At 42.4% G+C, this 21,635-nt stretch carries 22 protein-coding genes; 3 read left to right on the top strand and 19 right to left on the bottom strand.

The annotated features are described in order from the left end of the window. Positions 1 to 1,278 (bottom strand): purine-cytosine permease family protein, encoded by a 1,278-nt coding sequence (locus EQM06_RS02355; RefSeq protein ID WP_164914318.1) that lies wholly within the window; start codon positions 1,276 to 1,278, stop codon positions 1 to 3. A 232-nt stretch (positions 1,279 to 1,510) separates the two neighbouring features. Between EQM06_RS02355 and EQM06_RS02350 the strand changes: the two genes are divergently transcribed. Continuing rightward, entirely contained in the window at positions 1,511 to 3,073 is a 1,563-nt protein-coding gene (locus tag EQM06_RS02350; protein ID WP_128744819.1) for a PucR family transcriptional regulator, read from the top strand. Positions 3,074 to 3,096: 23 nt separating this feature from the next. On the opposite strand, the gene EQM06_RS02345 is transcribed toward EQM06_RS02350, so the two are convergent. The 13 genes from EQM06_RS02345 to EQM06_RS02285 form a co-directional block, all read right to left on the bottom strand. Then, on the bottom strand, positions 3,097 to 4,365 hold the full coding sequence (locus EQM06_RS02345; protein ID WP_128744818.1) for a stalk domain-containing protein: 1,269 nt from the start codon (positions 4,363 to 4,365) through the stop codon (positions 3,097 to 3,099). Positions 4,366 to 4,433: 68 nt separating this feature from the next. After that, complete coding sequence (locus tag EQM06_RS02340; RefSeq protein WP_128744817.1) at positions 4,434 to 5,315, bottom strand: polysaccharide deacetylase family protein; 882 nt, start codon at positions 5,313 to 5,315, stop codon at positions 4,434 to 4,436. A gap of 17 nt (positions 5,316 to 5,332) precedes the next feature. Then, positions 5,333 to 6,022 (bottom strand): response regulator transcription factor, encoded by a 690-nt coding sequence (locus tag EQM06_RS02335; protein ID WP_128744816.1) that lies wholly within the window; start codon positions 6,020 to 6,022, stop codon positions 5,333 to 5,335. Positions 6,023 to 6,041: 19 nt separating this feature from the next. Next, complete coding sequence (locus EQM06_RS02330) at positions 6,042 to 7,172, bottom strand: HAMP domain-containing sensor histidine kinase (protein ID WP_128744815.1); 1,131 nt, start codon at positions 7,170 to 7,172, stop codon at positions 6,042 to 6,044. A 6-nt stretch (positions 7,173 to 7,178) separates the two neighbouring features. Next, the gene (locus EQM06_RS02325) at positions 7,179 to 7,940 is read right to left on the bottom strand and encodes an ABC transporter permease (RefSeq protein ID WP_128744814.1); all 762 of its coding nucleotides are present in this window, start codon (positions 7,938 to 7,940) and stop codon (positions 7,179 to 7,181) included. A gap of 46 nt (positions 7,941 to 7,986) precedes the next feature. Then, positions 7,987 to 8,721, bottom strand: a complete 735-nt coding sequence (locus EQM06_RS02320; protein ID WP_128744813.1) for an ABC transporter ATP-binding protein — start codon at positions 8,719 to 8,721, stop codon at positions 7,987 to 7,989. A gap of 87 nt (positions 8,722 to 8,808) precedes the next feature. Then, positions 8,809 to 9,936: a hypothetical protein gene (locus EQM06_RS02315; RefSeq protein WP_128744812.1), complete on the bottom strand. Its 1,128-nt coding sequence runs from the start codon at positions 9,934 to 9,936 to the stop codon at positions 8,809 to 8,811. Between the two features lie 223 nt (positions 9,937 to 10,159). Next, entirely contained in the window at positions 10,160 to 11,008 is an 849-nt protein-coding gene (locus EQM06_RS02310) for a nucleotidyl transferase AbiEii/AbiGii toxin family protein (RefSeq protein WP_128744811.1), read from the bottom strand. After that, positions 11,005 to 11,598: a type IV toxin-antitoxin system AbiEi family antitoxin domain-containing protein gene (locus EQM06_RS02305; protein ID WP_128744810.1), complete on the bottom strand. Its 594-nt coding sequence runs from the start codon at positions 11,596 to 11,598 to the stop codon at positions 11,005 to 11,007. Before EQM06_RS02305 ends, EQM06_RS02310 begins: the two co-directional genes overlap by 4 nt. 162 nt (positions 11,599 to 11,760) lie before the next feature. Beyond that, complete coding sequence (larC, locus tag EQM06_RS02300) at positions 11,761 to 13,029, bottom strand: nickel pincer cofactor biosynthesis protein LarC (RefSeq protein ID WP_128744809.1); 1,269 nt, start codon at positions 13,027 to 13,029, stop codon at positions 11,761 to 11,763. A gap of 29 nt (positions 13,030 to 13,058) precedes the next feature. Then, positions 13,059 to 13,955 carry a cation diffusion facilitator family transporter gene (locus EQM06_RS02295; protein ID WP_128744808.1) on the bottom strand — a complete coding sequence of 299 codons (897 nt, stop codon included), beginning with the start codon at positions 13,953 to 13,955 and terminating at the stop codon, positions 13,059 to 13,061. A gap of 43 nt (positions 13,956 to 13,998) precedes the next feature. After that, complete coding sequence (locus EQM06_RS02290; protein WP_128744807.1) at positions 13,999 to 14,463, bottom strand: acyl-CoA thioesterase; 465 nt, start codon at positions 14,461 to 14,463, stop codon at positions 13,999 to 14,001. A 244-nt stretch (positions 14,464 to 14,707) separates the two neighbouring features. Then, on the bottom strand, positions 14,708 to 16,162 hold the full coding sequence (locus tag EQM06_RS02285) for a basic amino acid/polyamine antiporter (RefSeq protein WP_128744806.1): 1,455 nt from the start codon (positions 16,160 to 16,162) through the stop codon (positions 14,708 to 14,710). A 1,041-nt stretch (positions 16,163 to 17,203) separates the two neighbouring features. Between EQM06_RS02285 and mscL the strand changes: the two genes are divergently transcribed. Continuing rightward, entirely contained in the window at positions 17,204 to 17,632 is a 429-nt protein-coding gene (mscL, locus tag EQM06_RS02280; RefSeq protein WP_128744805.1) for a large-conductance mechanosensitive channel protein MscL, read from the top strand. An 81-nt stretch (positions 17,633 to 17,713) separates the two neighbouring features. On the opposite strand, the gene EQM06_RS02275 is transcribed toward mscL, so the two are convergent. Both EQM06_RS02275 and EQM06_RS13235 read right to left on the bottom strand, forming a co-directional pair. Then, on the bottom strand, positions 17,714 to 18,397 hold the full coding sequence (locus EQM06_RS02275) for an HD domain-containing protein (protein ID WP_128744804.1): 684 nt from the start codon (positions 18,395 to 18,397) through the stop codon (positions 17,714 to 17,716). Between the two features lie 604 nt (positions 18,398 to 19,001). Next, positions 19,002 to 19,133: a hypothetical protein gene (locus tag EQM06_RS13235; protein WP_269140037.1), complete on the bottom strand. Its 132-nt coding sequence runs from the start codon at positions 19,131 to 19,133 to the stop codon at positions 19,002 to 19,004. On the opposite strand from EQM06_RS13235, the gene EQM06_RS12835 reads away from it, so the two are divergent. Beyond that, entirely contained in the window at positions 19,132 to 19,809 is a 678-nt protein-coding gene (locus EQM06_RS12835) for a GGDEF domain-containing protein (protein ID WP_164914316.1), read from the top strand. The genes EQM06_RS13235 and EQM06_RS12835 overlap by 2 nt on opposite strands. 39 nt (positions 19,810 to 19,848) lie before the next feature. Here the strand turns inward: EQM06_RS12835 and EQM06_RS02265 are convergent, their stop codons facing one another. From EQM06_RS02265 to EQM06_RS02255, 3 genes are all read right to left on the bottom strand, one after another. Further along, positions 19,849 to 20,502: a 3-oxoacid CoA-transferase subunit B gene (locus EQM06_RS02265; RefSeq protein WP_128744802.1), complete on the bottom strand. Its 654-nt coding sequence runs from the start codon at positions 20,500 to 20,502 to the stop codon at positions 19,849 to 19,851. Then, positions 20,490 to 21,170, bottom strand: coding sequence for a CoA transferase subunit A (locus EQM06_RS02260; RefSeq protein WP_128744801.1), 681 nt, complete (start codon positions 21,168 to 21,170; stop codon positions 20,490 to 20,492). Before EQM06_RS02260 ends, EQM06_RS02265 begins: the two co-directional genes overlap by 13 nt. Before the next feature lie 162 nt (positions 21,171 to 21,332). Beyond that, positions 21,333 to 21,632 (bottom strand): AtuA-related protein, encoded by a 300-nt coding sequence (locus EQM06_RS02255; RefSeq protein WP_128744800.1) that lies wholly within the window; start codon positions 21,630 to 21,632, stop codon positions 21,333 to 21,335. Between the last annotated feature and the right edge of the window lie 3 nt (positions 21,633 to 21,635).

The raw sequence follows: 21,635 nt of genomic DNA, 5'->3' as shown, positions 1-21,635 counted from the left end.
CTACGCCTCTACTTTCTTTTCTGCTCCCCTTGATAAAGAAGGGACAAACCTTTCCAATATTAAATATATAACTAGACCAACCACAATTCCTAAATACTCAATCTTGCATAAATAAGCGATTACGGCTGCAAGAGCCCATGAAAGAACTCCTATTTTATTGAATCCCTCTACAGGGTGCCAGTTTTCAGCTTTTCCCTTACCCACAATCCAATAATCTGCCATCATAACGCCGCCGATTGGGCATACGAGGAAGGACAGAAAGCTTAAAAAGCCTTCCACATGATCCAAAATACCAAAGGCTCCCAGAACGATTCCGATGAGTCCGGCTACAACAGTCACTTCCCTTCTTCGGTTATCCGGAATTTTAAAGATCATGACAATGTCTAAGCCTGAGCTGTACGCATTGGTTGAGTTGGTCGTCCAGGTTGCCAGAATCAATGCAACGACTCCCGCTACAGGCAGCCCTACATCGATTAAGACCATACTGATGTCATAATTTCCGGCTATTTTTGTTAAGAGTACGCCTAAAACCAGCGTAATCACACCCATAGGAAAGACACCCCATACAACGGACTTGATCGTATCCTTTCTCGTCCTCTGAAATCTTGTAATATCTGCCGCAGTAATGGTTCCCACCGCATAAAAATTAAAAGATAATCCAACGCCGCCAAGAAAACTCATGGTCTGCGTTACCTCGCTTCCCATTCCCGTCAATCCATTCACCTTAATCGCCATGACCGTTCCCATGGTCATAATGATCATCAAAAGAGGAATCGATACATAGTCCAGCTTTTCCAGAGCACTGACACCATACACAGCTGTAAGCAGCATAATCAGTCCCCAAAGAACATTTGAAGCTACCAGCGGTATGCTGATTCCCACATATTCACTCATAAAATTCGTAAAAGCTTCTCCGCAAAGGCCATTTTGGATGCCAAACCATCCAATCAGGTTAATGGCAAATAAAACACTTACAATATACCGCCCGCCTTTGTCTCCAAAGGTAGCTCTGGTCAGGGTACAGGACGGTACACCCAGATCGCACCCCATCATTCCCAGAATGGACATGACCACAACCACGATAACATACCCCAGTGTCCCGGATATGATTGCCGGCCAGACAGGCATAGCCTCCGCCAGTATGGCTCCCTCCAGAAAGGATGGCACACACACGCAAATACCGGCTTGTACAAATGCCATTGCGATCCAACCTTTCCGCTCATCCGTGGGAACCGGAGTCAAGGCATTTACTTCTGCTTTACTTTTTTCTTTCTCCATTACAGCCTCCTTCATTTTTACTATTTGTTATAATCAGTCGTCATCCTATTTCAAATTTTCTGTATTTTAACATGAAACCATGCACTATGTCATTCATCACTCCATTAAAAATGGCTCTCCTTTTTTGTGCATGTGCACAAAGGTGTGTTGATTTATTTGTTTTATTATGGTAGGATTTAGCCAAGATTTCATATAAGGAGGAGTGTATGGACCGATTTCATACAAGAGCATTATGAGTATAACAGTCAAAGACTGCCTGCAGCTGCCTTCCCTGTTTCTTGGAAATGTCATTGCAGGACGTAAGGGTCTGTGTAATATTGTAAACACTGTATCGGTATCAGAGTTTGAATTCTATGATGATTGTTTCCAAACTGCAAATGAACTTCTGATAACAGCCTTTTATTCTATAAGAGATGATGTGGATGCACAGTGCAAAGCAATTGAAGAATATAAAAAATGCGGAGAAGCCGGCTTGATTTTATTTTACTCGAACATGATTTTAAAGCATGTGGACCAGAGGTTGATCGATACAGCCAATCGCCTGAACTTTCCTGTGATCCTGCTCCCCGGTGAAAACATGGGACTAAGGTATAGCGATGTAATAAGCGATATTATGGAGGCTGTTTTCATGGACCGCAAAAACAGTAATTTCTTTGTTAATAATACCATGGAAAGAATTTCTCAGCTTCCCGCCTCCGAAAGAAACATTGCAAATGTGCTCCGCTTCGCCTCCGACCACGCCAAGGCTGCTTTCTTTTTATGCGATCCGCATGAAAATATCATCGGTCATTCATACTGGCCGCAAACCAACGTTTTGCCTTTTAAGATGGTTCAATCTTCCTTTACGGATACCGGCAACGGTTTACAGCATAAAGACTCAACTTCCTACAATTTCTTTCAAACGCACTTCTCTGATCAGAAGGGTTCTCTGCTCACCCTGTATGGTGCTGCCATGAATGATGTACTGACCCCTGCCATGATGAATCAGGTGATTGAGATCATTCAGCTCTTTGCTGCGATTTGGAACTATAATCTTAACCTTTCTACCAAAGAATCGTTGATTCCTGCGCTGATCGAGGGAGACTGCGATTTAGCGTCTCACATTGCAAATGGATTAAATTTGAATCAGTCTCACTACAATTCCATGATGATCCTCAATATACGCCCAACCCATCAGAATACACTCGTGACTATATCCATTCTTGATGACATACGACATCTTTTCGAAAGTCATCATAAGCATTGCATTGCCGATTCTTTTGGCAGTCATATTATTATTTTAAGCAGTTATTCCGGAAACCGTACGTTAGATGACCTGCTCATAGAAGAGTTGAACCGCAAATTTTCCGGCGAGGGCAGCATCCAATGTTACAGTCTTTTTAATAATTTAGAATCAGCGAAAGACTTCCGCAGTGCCTATGTACTATATTGTGACAGTATTGATATTACATGCAAAATTTATCCGCTAAAAAAATTCTATACCGATCGGGAGATTCATTTTGCAAATCAGTGCTTATCCATTATAAATAACTCGTCTAAAAAGAAGGCCTATTTAAATCTGCTCCATCCCATTATTGAGGATTCGGAGGCGGATCTCGTCCTGACCCTGACGACCTATATGCTGGATGCGGATTCTGAGGTAAAAAAAACGGCGGAACTTTTGTTTGTCCACCGCAATACCATACAATACAGATTGTCAAAAATCCGCAATCTGATCCATATGGATTTTAATAAAATGCCTATGAATTTTGATGTCTATACGGCTGTCGCCCTGAACCGGATCCTGCCGCAATAAAAAGGGGAATGGCGGAGCTAAGTTTAACGAATATTGTTCTGATACGTTCCGGCATCCGTTATATCCAGCGGAATCAGCGGTTTCACCGGTGTTTCAAAGCTGTACGCCTTTCCGTCTGCTTTCATGATAATGGTTCCCGATTTAAAGGTTCCATACACGATGGCTCCTTCCTGGAACATCCGCTTTAAGGCCGATGCATGCGGATGGGTGTAATTCACGCCCTTTCCGGCGGAAATCACCACATATTGCGGCTTTATGGTGTCTAACAGAAGGCTGCTGTTGGCATTGTAGGATCCGTGATGCGCCCCCTTAAAAACATCCACCTTTCCGACCTTTTTTGCAATCACCGCTTCCTCATCTGTTTGACTGTCACCGGTAAAGAGTACGGAAACAGCCTGATATCGCAGAAGTGCCACCACACTGTTGTTATTTTCCAAGGTTTGTCCATCCAGTGCTTCTATAATGTCTAGGGTGACTCCATTAGGCAGCTGAATGGTTTCATCCGCATCCTCGCTGACGATGCAGTTGGGTTCCCTATCTAAGGCCTGTTTATAGGCCTGCCATTGGGGGGTGTTCACAGAGCTTCCGCTTCCGATGACCCGGTCTATCTGATAATCTTCAAAAATACGGGGCAGACCGCCCACATGATCCTGATGTGCATGGGTAGCGATCAGCAGATCAATACTGCCATCCACATAAGGTCTGATATACTCTGAAATCAGCGCTCCGCTGGTGGTCAGTCCTCCGTCGATCAGTACCTCATACGTCCCATCATCTATGAATATGGAATCTCCATGCCCCACATCCATGAAGTGAACCGATATCTGATTGCTTTGCGATTCAGGAGAAGTGACCATAACAGTCTTTGTGGCCTGATTCCACTGAACCTCTGCTCCGAAAGCTTCTGCCACAGCCCGTATAGGCAGATAGACTCTGCCATTGGACAGGCTCGCCTTTGTGTCTGTGAAAATTTCAAATTCTTCCCTCTTAATATAGTGTTGTCCCATGGGAACTTCAACTCGGATTCCATCCTTCTCCAGCACAGCAGTAGAGCTTGCCGCATCCCATGTTACGTCACACCCGTATGCTTCCATGGCCGCTCTGAGCGGTACTAGGGTTCTCCGGTTTTCATCCACATAAGGATATCCCGTTTCCGGCTGAAAAGCTACAAATTGCCCATTGACATCTACCTTTATAGGGGCATCCTTCTCCGCAGCCGCACTTACCGTTACAGCAAAAGTCAAATTCAGCACAATGGCTGAAACAATTAATACAAATCTTAAAGCTTTCATATTGATTCCTCTGATACAAAGCGGCGGCTTCACCACTTTCGCTGATACAAAAAATCTCTGAGATCAGGTCATCTGATTCCAGAGCTATTTTCTGTCTGCGGCTGCGGTTCCAGCAGCCTGCCTAAATCGGTGTCCATTCCCACAGAAAACCGATTCAAATAGTACAGATTTCCTTTGAGGTCACCTGCACCGTAGGTGGTTCCGAATCCGAACAATACACCATTTTTTTGAAGGATTTCCTTGCCCCATTCCTCATAGGTGCCGTAAGGGTAGGCAAAGCAGATTACATCGGTTCCCACATTTTTCTCGATGACATCGATGCTTTTTTCTATGTCTTCTTCTACCCGCAGGTCATACTGTGCCCGGCATTCGATCAGTCCTCTTTGTATGCCGTTGACTTGAAACTTCATATATTGTCCCTTTAAGTTCTGATTATGTAAATTGTATGAATGACTTTGTATATCAAATACCCCGCTTTCATACATTTCCTTCGCCTCGGCCCAATTCAGCTTCTTTATTTCAGATTTTTTAGGCTGTTCAATACTTCCGACGATAACGAATGCCGTTGCCTTCATGCCTGTTTTTTTCAGCACAGGATAAGCAATCGTATACGCCGATTCATATCCGTCATCCATCGTAATCATAACAGGCTTTTTCGGCAGCTTCTTTTTTCCTTCTTCTATCGCTTTTAAATCCTGCGGCAATAACGGCGTATAATTATTTTCGGCCAGATACGTCATATCCTCTTCCAACTTTTCTTTTGTAATGGTAGCATCCATTCTTCCGTTCAACGGCTTTTCTTCTACAAAATGATGATACATTAAAATCGGTATATATACATGGTCTGCTTTTGCTGCTCCCACAGCCGGCTCCTCGGCATAAGCAACACTGCTCCACGCCAGCACCATAACTAAACAAACAATTCCTGCAACTATTTTTCTACATTTCATTTCTGCGTATCTTCTTCCTATCCTTTAAATCGATAGCCTACTCCCCAGACAGTCTCAATATATTGAAGATTGTCCATGTCTGTTTCTATCTTCTCTCTCAGCCTTCGGATATGCACCGTTACCGTAGATACATCCCCGATAGCATCCAACCCCCAAATTCTATCAAAAATATGCTCTTTTGAAAAGACCCTATTGGGATTTTCTGCTAAAAACAATAGCAGATCGTATTCTTTGGCAGGCATGATCTTTTCCTCTCCGTTGATAAATACCCGTCTGCTGTCCTTATCAATTTCCAGCTCCCTTATCTTCAAGATTCTGTTCTGTCCCGCCTTATTGCTTCCGGTCAGTCTGTCATACCGGGCAATGTGGCTCTTCACTCTGGCCATCAATTCGTTGGGGCTGAAAGGTTTGGTCATATAATCATCCGCGCCCAGACCCAGGCCCCGAACTTTATCAATATCCTCTTTCCTGGCAGATAAAAGGATGACCGGCGTATCGCTCTGCTCCCTGAACCTCGCACAAAGCTCAAAGCCATCTATTCCGGGAAGCATGATGTCAAGAATAATTAAAGCATATTCCTTTTTCAGAGCCAGATCCAGCCCGCTTAATCCGTCCGATGCAATATCGCATTCATATCCGTTTATTTCAAGATAATCCCGTTCCAGTTCCGCTATACTCTTATCGTCCTCTATGACTAAAACTTTCATCTTCTCCTCCAGTCTAAGCTCAGTAGCTCCGCAGCGGCAAATAAATATATACCTCTGTACCTACATCCTCTTCACTTTTTATCCATATCTTTCCATGATGGCTTTCAATAATCTGTTTCGAGATGCCCAGTCCAAGACCGTTTCCTTTTATATTGCTTCTGGCCGCATCTCCCCTGTAAAATCCGTCGAAGACCTTGTTGATATCTTTCTCTTTGATTCCCTTTCCCGTGTCACTGATACAGATCAGCGCACCTTTTCTTTCCTTCCTCAGGCTCAAAGAAATGGTTCCGCCCTCCCGGTTATATTTCACCGCATTTGACATTAAATTATCAAATACCCTTTTCAGCTTGCTCTTGTCTCCTACAATAACCATTTTCTCCGGTATAATATGGTTTTCCATCTGAAATCCCTGCTCTTGAGCCTCTGTTTTATATCCCTCGGCAAGCTCCGTGAGCATTTCGGTCATATCTATGAACTCGAATGCATACTGCATTCTCCCCAATTCCAGTTCCGAGTATTCTGCCATGTTGTCTACCAGCTTCTGGAGCACAATAGTCTTGCTATAAATCGTATCCAAATATTTATCCAGCTTTTCCGGTGAATTGGCGACTCCGTCCTTTATGCCTTCCAAATAGCCTTTTATCGTTGTAATAGGAGTTCTCATATCGTGGGAAAGGTTCGCCATGAGCATATTCCTTTCCTCCTTGCTTCTGCGTTCCTGTTCCTCATTCGCTTTCAGCTTTTTTCTGATCTCATCAAAGGCATTGCATAGATCGTTCAGCTCCTGATCTCTGCAAGCCATTACTTCAAAGTTCAAATCACCGTCCTTGATCTTCTCCGCTGCCATTCTTAATTGCTTTAGAGCTTTCAGCATATCTCTGGACAATTTTGCACTTAAGAAGGTGCAAGTAATTAAAACCATGGCCACCGCAAGAACAGCCCATAAAACGGCATATCTCAAAAATGAATGTCCGTTGCTGTGGCTTTCTGCCGACATACTGCTGATTCCCATCCAAATACGCTGAAACCCGTACGGTTCACAAATAGAGTAAACAAACAACAACAGCAAGGTAACACAAACCACCAATGCTGTTGAAATAATTGCCATTAATATTGTTGTTTTTATGAAACGCTCTCTCAAAGATTTCATGCTGACCTACACTTCTTTTCTTTCAAATAAATAATAGCCTATGCATCCGAAAACCAGTCCATATCCCACAAGCAAACTAATCTTAGATAGCATGGAAACAAATGGAAGAGTGATTCCAAGCCATAGCTTATGCCATTCGGCATAGCCTGTAAATAAAAGTCCGCTGGCCTGCGGCACAAGAATTCCCATAATATACAGCCCTGCATATAGTATAACGCATATGATGATAGAAAGCGATGGGCTGCTTGAAAATTGGTTCAGCATGGCAGCAAATAAAATTAAAATGATCAGCGGAAATATATCCAGAAAATAAGCGGCAAAGCTGCCCACAAGTCCCATTGCCGCTGTACTTGCGGAGCCTCCTGCCCATCTCATGATCGTGGTCAATACAAATAGTACCCCTAAATATAGGACCGACATAATAGTAATAGCGGTAATCTTTGATGCGTACAATTTAAACCTGCTGACCGGTCTCATGAAAGAGGCCCGTATGGTTCCGTCCTGCACTTCCAATGCGAACAAGTCACAGGAAGCCATAAAGATCATCAGAGGTATATAAATCTGAATAAAAAAGGACAGCATATTCATCGGCATATTGGAAAGCATCAGCGATGTAGAAACAGCTCCTGCCGAAGCCTTGCCGATTAAATAGTTGACACCCCCGCATAAAATACAAATCAGGATCTCTATAATAAGTAAGACCAAAAACTTTTTTCTCGTAAAAATTTTCATGAGTTCATTTTTTAAACTTGCAATAAATGTTGTCACTAGACATTCCTCCCATATATCTCGTTCAGCTCTGCTGTGAAAGCCCTCAAATCAGTACGGATCCTCTTTTATCTTTTACTTTCGATAAAAAATAATCCTCTAAAGTAGGATTCAGCCGCAATGCCTCTTCCATGGTCTCAAAAGATAACAGTTCCCCATCGTGGACAATTGCCACCTTATTGCAGGTTTTTTCAATCTCAGGTGCAAGATGACTGGCAATTAAAAACGACGTTCCTTTTTCTGCCGACATCTTCTTAATAATTTCTCTTATTTCTACCGTTCCTTCTATATCCAGCCCATTCGTAGGCTCATCCAGTATGACGAGCTCCGGATCGGACAAAATCGCCAGTGCCAATCCCAGTCTCTGTTTCATTCCCAATGAAAATTTTCCGCACTTTTCTTTCTGGTATTGGCTGATTCGGGTTGCCTCCAGCACCTGTTGAATTCTTTCCTCATCCACATGCGGATAATACCTCGCCATCATTCTTAGGTTATCCTTAGCGGACAAATGCTCAAAAATAGCCGGCCGTTCAATTAATCCCCCTACCTTTTCCAATGTCTTTTCTACGTCTGTCTCCACATCGTTTCCAAATACGGTGACACTGCTCTCGCTTCCGTGAGTCAGACCCATGATCGTCTTCATGATCGTGGTCTTTCCGGAGCCATTTGGCCCCAGCAGTCCGACGATATCCCCTTTTTGAATTGAAAAACTGATATTTTTAACACCTCTTCCGTTCTTATATAATTTTGTAAGATTTTTTACCTCAAGTATCGTTTCCATATATAAAAGTCCCCTTCTACCATTTACAATCGTACATAAAGCAGGGCAGGTCTGAAATCTCATCCCTGCCTGAATAAAGTGGTCTCTTTAGTCGATCTTCTTTTTTCCTGTGGTATCAAATGCATCGACCTTTGTTTTTCCATAGTCGAAGATCTCACCTTTGATCTTCATGGTGATCGTATGTGTTTTACCGCTGCGGTCCTTCCCCGTCATAGAAGCTTTTAATTCATTGGAGATCAGCCTTCCCTCCTTATCGAGAGTGAAATCGCAGGAAGCATTGTCGATGTAAGGATCGTCTCCCAGCATCCGCATCATATCTGCCTCTTCTATACCATCCGCTTTGACATTTTTGTAATATTCATCATACGTCTTATAATAGTCATACGTACCGTCCGCTTTGACATAAAGTATGCCGCCGTCCTTACCATCTAAAATATCACTGTATTTAGCATAGAATTTATTATATAAGGCCTGGGTTTTATCATCCCACTTACCTGCCGCCATATCCTGTGTCATTTTTTCGCCGGTCTGCTGCTCATAATAAGACCCAAAGGCTTTGTCCGTATCTTCAAAGCGAAGGTCATACGGCGAATTTGTTTGATCATTAGCGGCGGTAAACAACAGAGATATTCCTGCATTGACTATTTCCGGAATTTGACTTCCCGAAACATTGACAGAATACGTTCGGTTATCTCCGTCTTTTGACTTCAAAACAAAATTATTTTTTAAATCTCCGACCATGGTATCTGCAAACAGTTCTGCAAATCGGATTCCCTTTTTCACGGTGGCGTCCTTCATATCCGGTCTGTACGTACTAACAGCTCCAACGCCCTTATCATAGACCCTGTACGTATTTGTTTCAGGGTAATAGAAGTAACTCTTGCCGTCTTTCGTCGTGCGCTCATCTTCCATTCCTTGATCCGCACTGTTCATATTATCGTGGCCTGCCATTTTCAGGTAGCCATCGTCTCCATCCATCTTAAATGTGGCTTTTACCGTTCCCAGCTCTTTGTCATCCATGAAAGCGGATATTTCTCCCTTTGCGGAAAAATTATCCTGATACAAAGCTAAATCCTTGACCGCCTCTTTATAATTCGTATAACCTCTGGCATCATCATAATTTGCGTAGACCGCCGAAGTCAGTACAAACATTCCTACAAGCAGGCAAGTTGCGGTTACTGCATGCTTTCGGCCTTTAAAATTAAACTTTTTCATCCAATACCTCCTATTTCTTCATTTTATCTAATCTCTAATCCCATCCGCAGGTGCGCTGTTTTAATTTCATACATGCCGCGCTCCTCTTGACATTTTTTATTGTAGCCTGCAATCTTTAATATTATATATCTTATTTCTTAACTGTTTATTAACAATTAAAGACAATTTATTACGCATTTAAATGGATATCTTTAAACAGTTTATTTCCAGTAGTTGAATTCTGTCATTCGAAGGATACTTTATTCATCAGCAGAAGGATCGTACGGCAAGTATCGTCGAAGCTGATATCTTTTGCATAATTGAATTCTCGCTGATACCGCCCCCAAAATCTGTGCATCTGTGGATTTTCCCGTATGCTCTCAATAATGCTTTCATATTGCCCTAAGGCAGCCCGACTACCCCGTTTGTTTGCCGTTTCATCAAGCGCCTGCCGCAACATGGGTATGTTGCACTCAGAACTGCGCAGTGCATATAAAATATGGATATCGTAAAAATCCCTCGGTCTTGTATTTGCTATATTTCGCGACAAAACGGTTTCCAGTTTCTCCGCAAGTATCGTTTCAAGGTTGTATGCCAGAACCGATAAGCTTCGGTCATCAAACATCAGCTTAAAAGAATATTCCACCTCACGGGGCGTGATTTTATCGCCTGTCGTCACATCCACAGTCAACGGTACTGCCAGCGGCGGATAATTCGCCATTAAGCTGACACGTAAGCCGGGATAATCGTCACCCTCTCGGATACCAATGATTCGGGTCGCAGAAAAGGTAACATCATCTTCCACTTTAATAGCACAGATCTCTCCAAATATTTTGCCAAGGGATTCATAAGTCAGAGGAAAGCCTTTTATAGTTGTATCCAGATCCATGGTCGCCCGGGTATCAAGCCCCACAATAGCAGCAATAAGGAAACCTCCCTTTAAGATGAAATTGTTTTTATAGCTTGAGAGCGATATTCGTTCAAGAAACCGCTCCATCATATAGTTCTGCATGACAAGCTGAGCGGAGATATTCTTTTCCTCCGCTCTTTTCTTGATAAACGCTTTCAGCTGCATCGGGTTTTTTGTAATCATAACAGAACCTCCATATATTTTAATATTTTAGGCTTCACACGCAGTTGCTCGGCGTAAGCCAACAACTTTGCCATGTCCCTTTCTTTACAGACCGCATAAGCTTTCATCGCCTGATTCACAAGCTGAATATCACAGGCGTTTCTGCCTTTTACAATGTCACACAATGTCCGCTCAACATCGTAGACACGGAGTAGATTTCCGCAAGGTGACAACTTCTCCATAATGCCCAAACTGTAGATCTCGGTTATTACAAATTTCGCTTTTACATTTTGTTCTTTCAGTCCCGCTGCATTATACCCATGTGGAAAGGTCAAGGTGTAGCTGATCGGTGTCCGATCAGAAAGCCCATGCAGATACAGGGCTGTTTCATTTGAAAAAATTCCTTTTGAAAAACGAGATTGCAGGAAATACATCTCGTCCTCCCACGTTTCCGGCAGGGCATAAAGGCCTCGTGCCACGCGATAAATGCGTTTCTCTACTATAAGTTCAGCAAGCACCCGACGCTGAATTCCTGCCGCCGTTACCTGCGCCGTGGTTATATAGCCTTTGTTTTCTTCCAGCAACCTTTGGATTTCTTTGTAATCATTCAATACGATCACCTCCCTTTGAACTTTTATACTTCAAATTATACTATATTGTAGTGTAAATGTTCAAGAGAGTTTTTTCACTGACCGCGGAGACTCGACAGTATAGAACCAAGGGTTGTTTGCTTGGAGCTATAAAACTGCAACAAGCTCCACGGAAACCTCTTTTCAGAGATTCCCGTGGAGCTTGCAATATTCTATTATTTCCTGATACACTGTTTTATACTCTTTGTTCTGCGACAAACAAATTTTCTTTATGTCTTCATACTCCGGATACAAATAAACTTGTTCCCGATGCCGGCATACCTTTACCGATACTTCTCCGTACGGAGTACTTACTTGTTTGATCTCCCGTTTCAGAACAGTCCGCTGGAATTTAGTCCTGCGGATTCCTACAGTGGTTGTGTGGGAAAAAATAAGATCCTGCATTTCCTCAATCTGTTCCTCCCTGCACAATACTTGAAGCGTATAAGCAGGCCTGTTCTTCTTCATATAAGCAGGCGTGTACCATGCATCTGCTGCCCCTGCGCTCAATAAGCACTCCAAGGTAAATCCCATGGCCTCTCCGCTGCAATCATCCATGTTGGTTTCCAGCTTCCACATTTCGTCCGATTGAGCATCTGTATCCTTCCATTCCTTATTTGGGCGGGCAGTCTCAATAATCATAGCCCTAAGAATATTGGCGTGAGGGAAATCCTTTTTCCCTGCTCCGATTCCGATTTTTTTAATGCAATATTCCGAAGGAAGTGATTTCCCGCTGTTCAAAGCGGCTGCGATAGCTGCTCCCGTAGGCGTCACCATCTCCCCCTGGTTTTCAGTCTGTTTTAATTTCAGTGCGTGTTTTGAAATAATATGAGCCGCAGCCGGCGTAGGCACCGGTATAATCCCGTGCTGGCATGTGACAAAGCCTTGACCCTCCCACAGAGTTGATACAATGACTTGATCAATCCCTAAATTGTCAATACAGATTGCCGTACTAAGAATGTCCACAATGGAATCAATAGCTCCCACCTCGTGAAAATGTACTTCCTCCACGGGAATTCCGTGGGCTGCTGATTCGGCTTCCGCCACAATGTTAAATATTTTTTTTGATAGAACCTTCACTTTATTGCCGGCGTCCATTCGATCTATGATGTGATGGATGTCCTCTATATTTCTATGGGTATGGGAATGATGTCCATGATGATGCAGGTGCTCATGGTGCTGATGTTCACCATGCTCACCATGTTCTTCTTCCTCTTCCAGAGAAACGTCAAAATCATATGCGTCAATTCCGCATTTTTTAGTCCGCCCAAAGTGCAGGGAATACCCCCCAACCTGTAAACTCCGAAGAGCTTTCTCCAGTACGTCCCGGTCTGCTCCCAGATCCAGCAGAGCACCGACTGTCATATCCCCGCTTATACCAGAATAACATTCCAGATATAATATTTTACTCATTATGCTGCTCCTATCCGTTTATATGTCCTCTATTCAAAACTTTCCGGTATCAATTCTATATAGATTTGATCGAAATGTTGTGTAAGTTCCTTCTTTATCTCAGCATGGGCCTGTTTCAGCTGGCTGATCCTTATGCAATCACTTTCCGCCTTAAGGTACACTCCGACCCATGCCTTTCTCCCCGTCTGGATCACATCTAGAAAGTTCACCGTATACGGATAGTTTTCCAGATGCTTATTGATCACATTTCGGATAGAATCCATAATCTCTTCCTCCGGAGCAAAAAGTACCAAATTTTTGATGCCGTTTATCACCATGCGAACCGGTTCAATGCTGAAAACAATGGCCATAACAATGGCAACGATGGGATCCACATAGGGAATCAGCCAGCTGAACCCCGTTCCGTCCATAGTGCTTTGTACGGTAAAGGTCAAACCCACACCCAGACTGTTAATGATGTCCATCCGCCACATATAAAGGTCTGCCTTGATGGAGGGAGAAGAAAACATGCGATTGTAATGGCGCAAAATAGCATAGATTAGGATGCATCCTGCGGACAATGCCATTTCAAAAGCTGCTATTACGCCGCCATTTACGTGATTTCCGCCTTTGAATATGATGTGAATGCTGTAAAACATCACCTGTGCCGTTATCAGCAGTAAAATGACGCACTTAATAATCACAAAAAGAGACTCCACTTGAGAATATCCATAGGGGTGCTTTTCTGTGACCGGTTTATACAATAGGGGAATCAACATCAGGAAAGGGCCTACCATGATTAAATCCGCCGTATCAAATATACAGTCCATTAAAATGGAGTTCGATCTGGTAATATAGGCCATCACACCCTCTGCCAGCATAAAAACGATACTTCCCACTATAGATATCTTTAAAATCCTTTTTTCCAAATGAAGCTTTTTGTTCACAATTTCACTTCCAATTTATTTTTATTTCTTCATTTTCTGTTTTTTATTTTAATCTTTTCATTTTCTTTTCCTTATGCTCCTGAACTCTGATTTTGGCTTCTTCATGCCGCTGTATTTCCTCTTCCGTCTCCGGTATATATTCGGGAACTGTCTGGGGTTTTCCATTTTTACCCATTGCTACCATGGTAAAGTATGCGGATAATGCCTTCTGGGGACCGTTATCGGATTCTAAATCTTCTACCTCCACATTTACAAATACCTCCATAGAGGTTCTTCCTACATATACCACGGTTGCGGTACAGGTTACCAGTGCTCCCACAAAGATAGGCAGATGAAATTCCAATTCATCCACTCTTGCTGTTACACAATTACTTTTGGAATATTTCATGGCTACAGCACCGGCCGTCGTATCCATAAACTTCATGATTTCGCCGCCGTGTACGTTTCCTGCCACATTTGCCTGGTTGGGAAGCATTACTTGGCTCATAATAATCTGTCTGTTTTTCATGTCTCTCTTATCCTCCTGAATATAAATCATTAAAACCGTTACCCGATTATTTTCTTTTTCTTTAGTCCTTAGTATAAACTACCAGCGCCATTACGTCAAAATATAATTATAGAAAAAGTGGCTATTTCCTGTTGGACAAAAAATGCCCCCGGAGAGATTTTTTATCATCTGCTCCGAGGGCAGCATATCAAGGGAGGGGGGTAGGGTTCCCCTTTTAATATGTCTTTTTTATCATGTTTTCATCCTATAGCGGACTGTACACACCCATTGCGATCAGAACGATTGCAAGAACCGCTAAGGCTGCCAGTATAATGGCAATGACCAAATTGATTGGATGGCCGAAAACTTCCTGATTCTTTTCTTTCTTACCCTTTATATACACCAGGATGCCCGGTGCATACAGGATAGACGTTACCAGTAAGCTCATTACGCCGCTGGAGTACAGCATCCAAAATCCATAAATGGTTCCCAATACAGAGAATACTCTTGCCGCAAGCATCTGAGAGCCGGTAGAATTCTCTAAACCGTCTTTTTTCAAAACGACTTTCAGGTAATACAACGCACTCAGCAAATATGGAATCATAATCATGCTGGCTGATAGGTTATAGAATACCTGATATGTAGAAGCCTGGAAAAAGATTACGATCAGGAACAACTGAATGATTCCGTTTGTCATAAACAGGGAGAATGAAGGAGATCCATGTTTATTCTCCTTGGCAAAGGCTTCTGTGAAAACACCAAGCTTTGCTGCCATGAAAGGAGTTTCAGCAGCTATGATGGTCCAGCCTAAAAGTGCACCTACAAGGGACAGAATAACGCCTAAATTGATTAATGCGCCGCCCCAAGGTCCAACTACAGATTCAAAGATCGCTGCCATTGGCGGATTTCCCAGTTCTGCCAGTTCTGCTCTGGTCATAATGCCCATGCTCAAAACGCAAGTCAATACATAAATGGCAAGTAAGCCCAAGAAACCAATCAGAGAAGCTTTTCCTACATCAGAAGATTTCTTCGCTCTGGCGGAAACAACAACCGCTCCTTCTACTCCGATAAAGGCCCATACCGTTGCTCCGGTAGTTGCTTTGATCTGCTCCAGGAAAGAAGGTCCGCCCGCTTCGCCCCAGAAGTTTGACATGAAGATAGCAGGATCAAAAGCTCTGATAACAATTACCGTTAGGATAAATACGAAAATCGGGATAATCTTCGCAATCGTCGTAACGATATTGATAGCGGAAGCTTCCTTTACACCTCTGAGAACCAGGAAATTTAAAATCCAGATCACTACAGATGCGCAAACAATCGAAAGTAAATTATTGCCTTCCTCGAAAATCGGGAAAAAATAGCCTATCGCTGCAAATAAAAGCGTGGTATAGGCCACATTGCAGAGCAGAGCACTGATCCAGTAGCCCCATGCGGAGTTGAAGCCTATAAAGTCTCCAAAACCTTCTCTTGCGTAACTATAAATGCCGTTTGTTAGTTCTGGTTTAATCTTGTTCAATCCGAAGAAACACATCATAAGACCAAACATACCTACGCCGCAGATAGCCCATCCAGCTAATACAGCCGCAGTGTTCGCGCCGCCTGCTGCCATATCGCCTGCCATACTGAATACGCCGCCACCAATGGTGGAACCAATGATGATACCAGTCAGCCTTATCAGGCCGAGCTGTTTTGTGCCTACATTACTACTGTCGTTATTCATTCCTATCCTCCTAAAACATATAAGTCCACGAAAGGGAAAATAATAATGATAATCATGCAAATTGTTTCTCCCTTCCACAAGCAATTTACATGTAATATAATACTGCAAGCCTTCTCTTAGATCGGATTGAATAGCCCTGCAGATCATATCCCAAAATGTTGAAGTATAGTTATGTAATTATTTAGTGTAATTGTAATTTAGCGCATTAAACCGATTTGTCGGATACATGAAAACCAACCCAAATAAAATAGGAGCAGAAGTCTTGATATAATCAACATTCCTGCTCCTATTAATCCGCCCGTTAGTTCTATTGCCCTGCTCTTCTAAGTCCAAATGCATCATAATGAATTCTTGATGTTGAAAATATGATATCTTACTTGATCGCTTTTATCTGATGTGATTTCGTTGGCAATTCTTTTTCGGCACCCCGGTGCCGCCGGATTCTTTATTGGGTCATCCTGTATATTGCATACAAAATAAACGGGTAAAAAAAAGAATCCAATCTGTTTTTATTTATTTTTTCACGTTTTGTATTTTGTATACATTGTATACTCAAAACGCATTTTTGTCAATCTTTTTTGCTCTGCTTCACTGCGAACTTTTTTGACTCTATCCGCAAAACTTTGTCCTTACTTGGAACATAAGCTTTAATTCATACAATGGCTAAAGCCTTGATTTTTCAAGCTATCATTCCTTATTAGAACTTTTTACGATTCCATATTATTCCGATAAATCAGATCTGTCAATGTGCGATTTGGATTCTATATAATGGGAAATGATTTATACCAAAAAAACGCAGAAAAATGTCCTTACCTAGAACTAATTTGAGTTCATACAATAATAAACTTGTTCTTTTTGGGTCCATTTCATCTGCCATGTGCATACGCAGGGTTGGCATAGCAGGTTCAATTGAAACCGACAAAAAATTTTTGAGCATTCATAAGATTGTTCAACGAACAAAATTATGATATTATGTGTCTAATATTACATTATTTTGGGATCTGCTGAATCATAAAAGCAGGAGGAATAAGGAGGAATAAAATGAACGAAAAAAAAGGTTTTATCACAGAATTTAAAGAGTTCATATCCCGCGGCAGCGTTATCGATCTGGCAGTAGGCGTTATTATTGGCAGTGCCTTCACCGCAATCGTTACATCTCTTGTGAACGATATCGTCATGCCCATCATCGGCTGTATCCTGAATGGTATCAACTTTACGGATTTAAAATATGTTATTACTCCGGCTGCAAAGGACACAGCAGAAGCCGCTATCTACTACGGAAACTTCATCCAAAGCGTGGTCAACTTTCTGCTGATTGCTCTGGTGATTTTTATGGTGATTAAGGGGATTAATACATTCCATAAGAAGGAGGAGGCGCAGGCAGAAGAACCAAAACCGGCAGAACCGTCGGAAGATGTAGTTCTGCTCCGGGAAATCCGAGATTTGCTTCAAGAAAAGAAACAGCTTTAAATAAAAAAAGAAATGGATCAAATGATCCATTTCTTTTTTTGGACGTGCTCACTGTCTCCTTAAGCCGTATAGCAGTCATCCCTATAACAGCCGAATATTATTGATGCTCAGTTCAAAGGACAGTCCTAAAAACTTAGCTGCATTTCGGCACATGATCATTCTGGTCAGGAAGATTTCAAAGTATTCCATTACCGCACTGATCTCCGTGTCGATTTCCAGCTCAAGCAGAATGGATTTTTGTTCCGTGTCCACGGTGAGGTGGGTGTGGTGAACTGCATAGTTTACCCGGTCATGTATATCCTCCGACAGTTTTTCTTCATTTCTGTTCTTATATCGCACCCTGCTCCTTCTGACGTCCGACTTATCCGCCAGAATCAATGCCGCAGAAATGGGGCTGAAGGCCTCACCTGTCCCTTCATCGTGATTTCCTACCGCTCCGATAATATCTGCCAGTTCTTCTGTGTCGAACTGCATGCGGTCTAAAATCCTAAAGGCCATAATCGCACCGCTTTGAGCATGGTCATTTCTGTTGATACAGTTTCCGATATCGTGTATATAGCCGGCTATCTTTGCAAGCTCTATGGTTCTTTCGTCATAATCCAGAGCCGTTAATATTTCTGCTGCTCTTTCCGCTACCTTTCCCGCATGGGCAAAGCCGTGCTCGGTGAAGCCTATTGCTCCCAGCAAGTCATTTCCTTTTTTTATATAAGTAGAAATCTCTACATTATTCTTAATCTCCTCATATGTTATCTGTTTCTTGTTCATCTTTTCCTCTTCTTTCTCCTTGCTGCCCCCACATCCGGCAGCAAACCTTTTTTTTATTTTGCATCTATATTTATATTTTATAATAACATCTAAATGTGTTCATCCTGTTAAGACAAGATTAAATTATTATTAAGTTTATACTATACCCCCATCCTGTGTTTCCAAACATGTCATTTTTGTAAACTTCTTACAATTTAGCCGTATTATTCGTTTTCGAATCAAAATGTGACCGACTTCCCCTTATTTCCCACATTTTTATGGGGATTTAAAGGAAGTTTCATTGCAGATTGCCTTTTTAAATGTTATACTCCATGATAGATTTGTATCAAAAGGACTTAGTTAAAATGGTAAAAAAAAGTATATTTATCCGAAATTTTCAGCAGATTTGTAAAGTAAACAATCATATACTCAGTCGATTATCCCTTACTATTGCACTGATATGGGGGGTTTTTTTCTTCTTTCTCAGTATCGCTGCTTCGGAGCGTTCTTTTCTGCCTTTTTTTGGCCTTTGTTTTTTGGTTTCCGGAAGTGTTTACCTCCTGTCCAAATTCATTGTATCCAAGCATGTTTATCTGGTTTTGCCGTTAATGTACGCCTATTTGATTTACTGCCTTTTAGCGGCTATATATTTTGGCGTTTTCACTCCGCCCCAATCTGTCAGCGTTACCTTTATCTGTCTTCTGGTGATGTCCCCTTCCCTCATAATAGATAAGAGATGGCGTATAAACAGTATCATGATATCATCGGCTATTCTCTTCGGTCTGACCTCCTTTTTTTATCAGGCCGCACTCATTGCTAAGATGAACATAATAAATTGTATTGTCTTCGGTATCTTAGGACTCGTCATGGGCCAGCTTATGTATCCGATCCAGATCAACTATATTGAGACGCAGCGTAAGCTGACAAAACAACGGGATACAGACATCCTTACTTCCCTTTTCAACCGGCGTAAGCTGTCAGATACGCTGGACAACTGGGACAGTAATTATAATCCGCACCCGCTGACTGTTGCCATCATGGTGGATATTGATCAATTTAAACAGTATAACGACCGCTACGGACACCAACGAGGAGATGTCTGCCTCAAGCAGATGGGAAGATGCTTTTCCTCTTTTTTCAAACCGTACGGATTGTCCATTTTTCGGTATGGGGGAGAAGAATTTGTGGCTTTAGGAAAAGAATATGAGTATGAAGAGCTTCGTTCAATATGCCAGAAGCTTTTAAAGACCGTAGAGGCCTTGCAGATTCCTTTTCCGGAATCGCCGGATGGTATTCTCACCATCAGCATCGGATTTGCGGAATACAACCTCTGTCATGCCTATGACTATAAAGATTTAATTGATATGGCGGATCAGGGCTTATACAAAGCAAAGGAAGCGGGCCGCAATCGGGCAGTAGGATATCTGGATTAAAAAAAAAGTGGCTTTGCCACTTTTTTTATTCAATCGGGATTATTCAGCCATTTCTTTCAGGTCTTCAGCAATGATCAGCTGGCATTCTGTAGCAGCCTGAATATCCTCCAGGGTGAAATCCGGGTGCAGTTCTGTTAAGACAATGCCCTCCGGGGTCACTTCCATAACACCCATCTCGGTAATAATCATATCCACTACATTTAATGCAGTAAAAGGAAGCGTACATTTTTCCAGTATTTTATGATTGCCCTTCTGGGTATGCTGCATAGCAACGATAACCTTTTTAGCGCCTACCACTAAATCCATAGCTCCGCCCATACCGGGTACCATTTTCCCGGGAACAATCCAGTTTGCCAGGTTTCCTTCCTTATCCACCTGCAGTGCTCCTAGGATGGTTGCATCTACATGACCGCCTCGGATGATGCCGAAGGACGTGGCGCTGTCAAAGTATTGTCCGCCATGATTAATGGTTACATACTGTGCTCCTGCATTGACCACATCCACATTTTCGTTTCCGTTTTCCGGTGCCGCTCCCATACCCATGATGCCGTTCTCCGATTGAAGTACGATTTCCACACCTTCCGGAAGATGATTTGCTACCATGGTAGGAAGTCCTATTCCAAGATTTACTACATCTCCGTCATTCAATTCCTTCGCAACTCTTTTGGCAATTCTTGTTTTTATATCTCCCATGACTTTTCCCCTCCTACTATAGAATCTACGAAAATACCTGAAGTGACCACATTATTCGGGTCAATTTCTCCTACCTCAACCACTTCACATGCTCCTACGATAACATGATCGGCAGCGGTTGCCATCATCGGATTAAAGGTTCTGGTCGTACCATTATATATGGTATTTCCAAACTTATCGGTAACGGAACCTCTGATCAGTGCAAATTCTGCTCTCAGCGGTTCCTCCAACAGGTAATCTCTGCCCTGCACATTGATCACTTGCTTTCCTTCAGCTACAATCGTACCCACTCCTGTAGGGGTCAAAAATCCTCCCAGTCCGGCTCCGCCTGCCCGGATTCTCTCAGCCAGCGTTCCCTGAGGGATTAAAATGCATTCCAGCTTATCTTCTTCCACATCCGTATTCATTCTTAGGGCTACTTCCGGATTCAATCCTACGTGAGACGCAATCAGCGTTTTAATCTGACCATTTGACAGAAGCTTTCCGACACCTCTGCCGGGAACGCCTGCATCATTACAAATAATCGTTAAATTCTTCACATCCTTTTTTACCAGAGCATCGATCAAAATCTCCGGTGTACCACAGGCCATAAATCCGCCTACCATGATCACAGCTCCATCATTGATGTCTTTTACTGCTTCATCTGCTGTTTTGATTTTGTTCTTCATAAACCTACCTTTTCCCTTGATAAAAAGCCATCACCTCATGTCATTATAACAAGAACGTGATGGCTTTTCTCTTTAGCTGATTATTAATACATTTATTTCTGTATTTATTATACTATCATAGCCCGGATAAAATAGTCAATATAATTGTGCTCCCGCTTCTTATTAAATTTCCATTTCCAGAAGTGCCATGCAAAGAGCCTTCCCGTGCTTATCCTGAGCAAGTGATCTGGTCACGCCTCCGCCTAAGGTTTTGTCCAGCACAAAATTCATGGCACAGATGCTGTCAATTTCATAGCGAACGACCTCTCCCCGGCATATTTCCGAAAAATACTCCTTTACCCTTTGTGCCGTAACCTTCTCCTTTAGCATCGGGTAGTCTTTTTCATCATAGGGTATTAAAGAAATATTTGAAATATCTCCCTTGTCGCCTGTTCTTGAATGTGCAATCTCTTTTAATTTCATTTT

Origin of the sequence: Aminipila luticellarii, assembly GCF_004103735.1 — a bacterium.
Taxonomy (GTDB): Bacteria; Bacillota; Clostridia; order Peptostreptococcales; family Anaerovoracaceae; genus Aminipila; species Aminipila luticellarii.
This window is presented reverse-complemented; position numbering and strand designations above follow the sequence as displayed.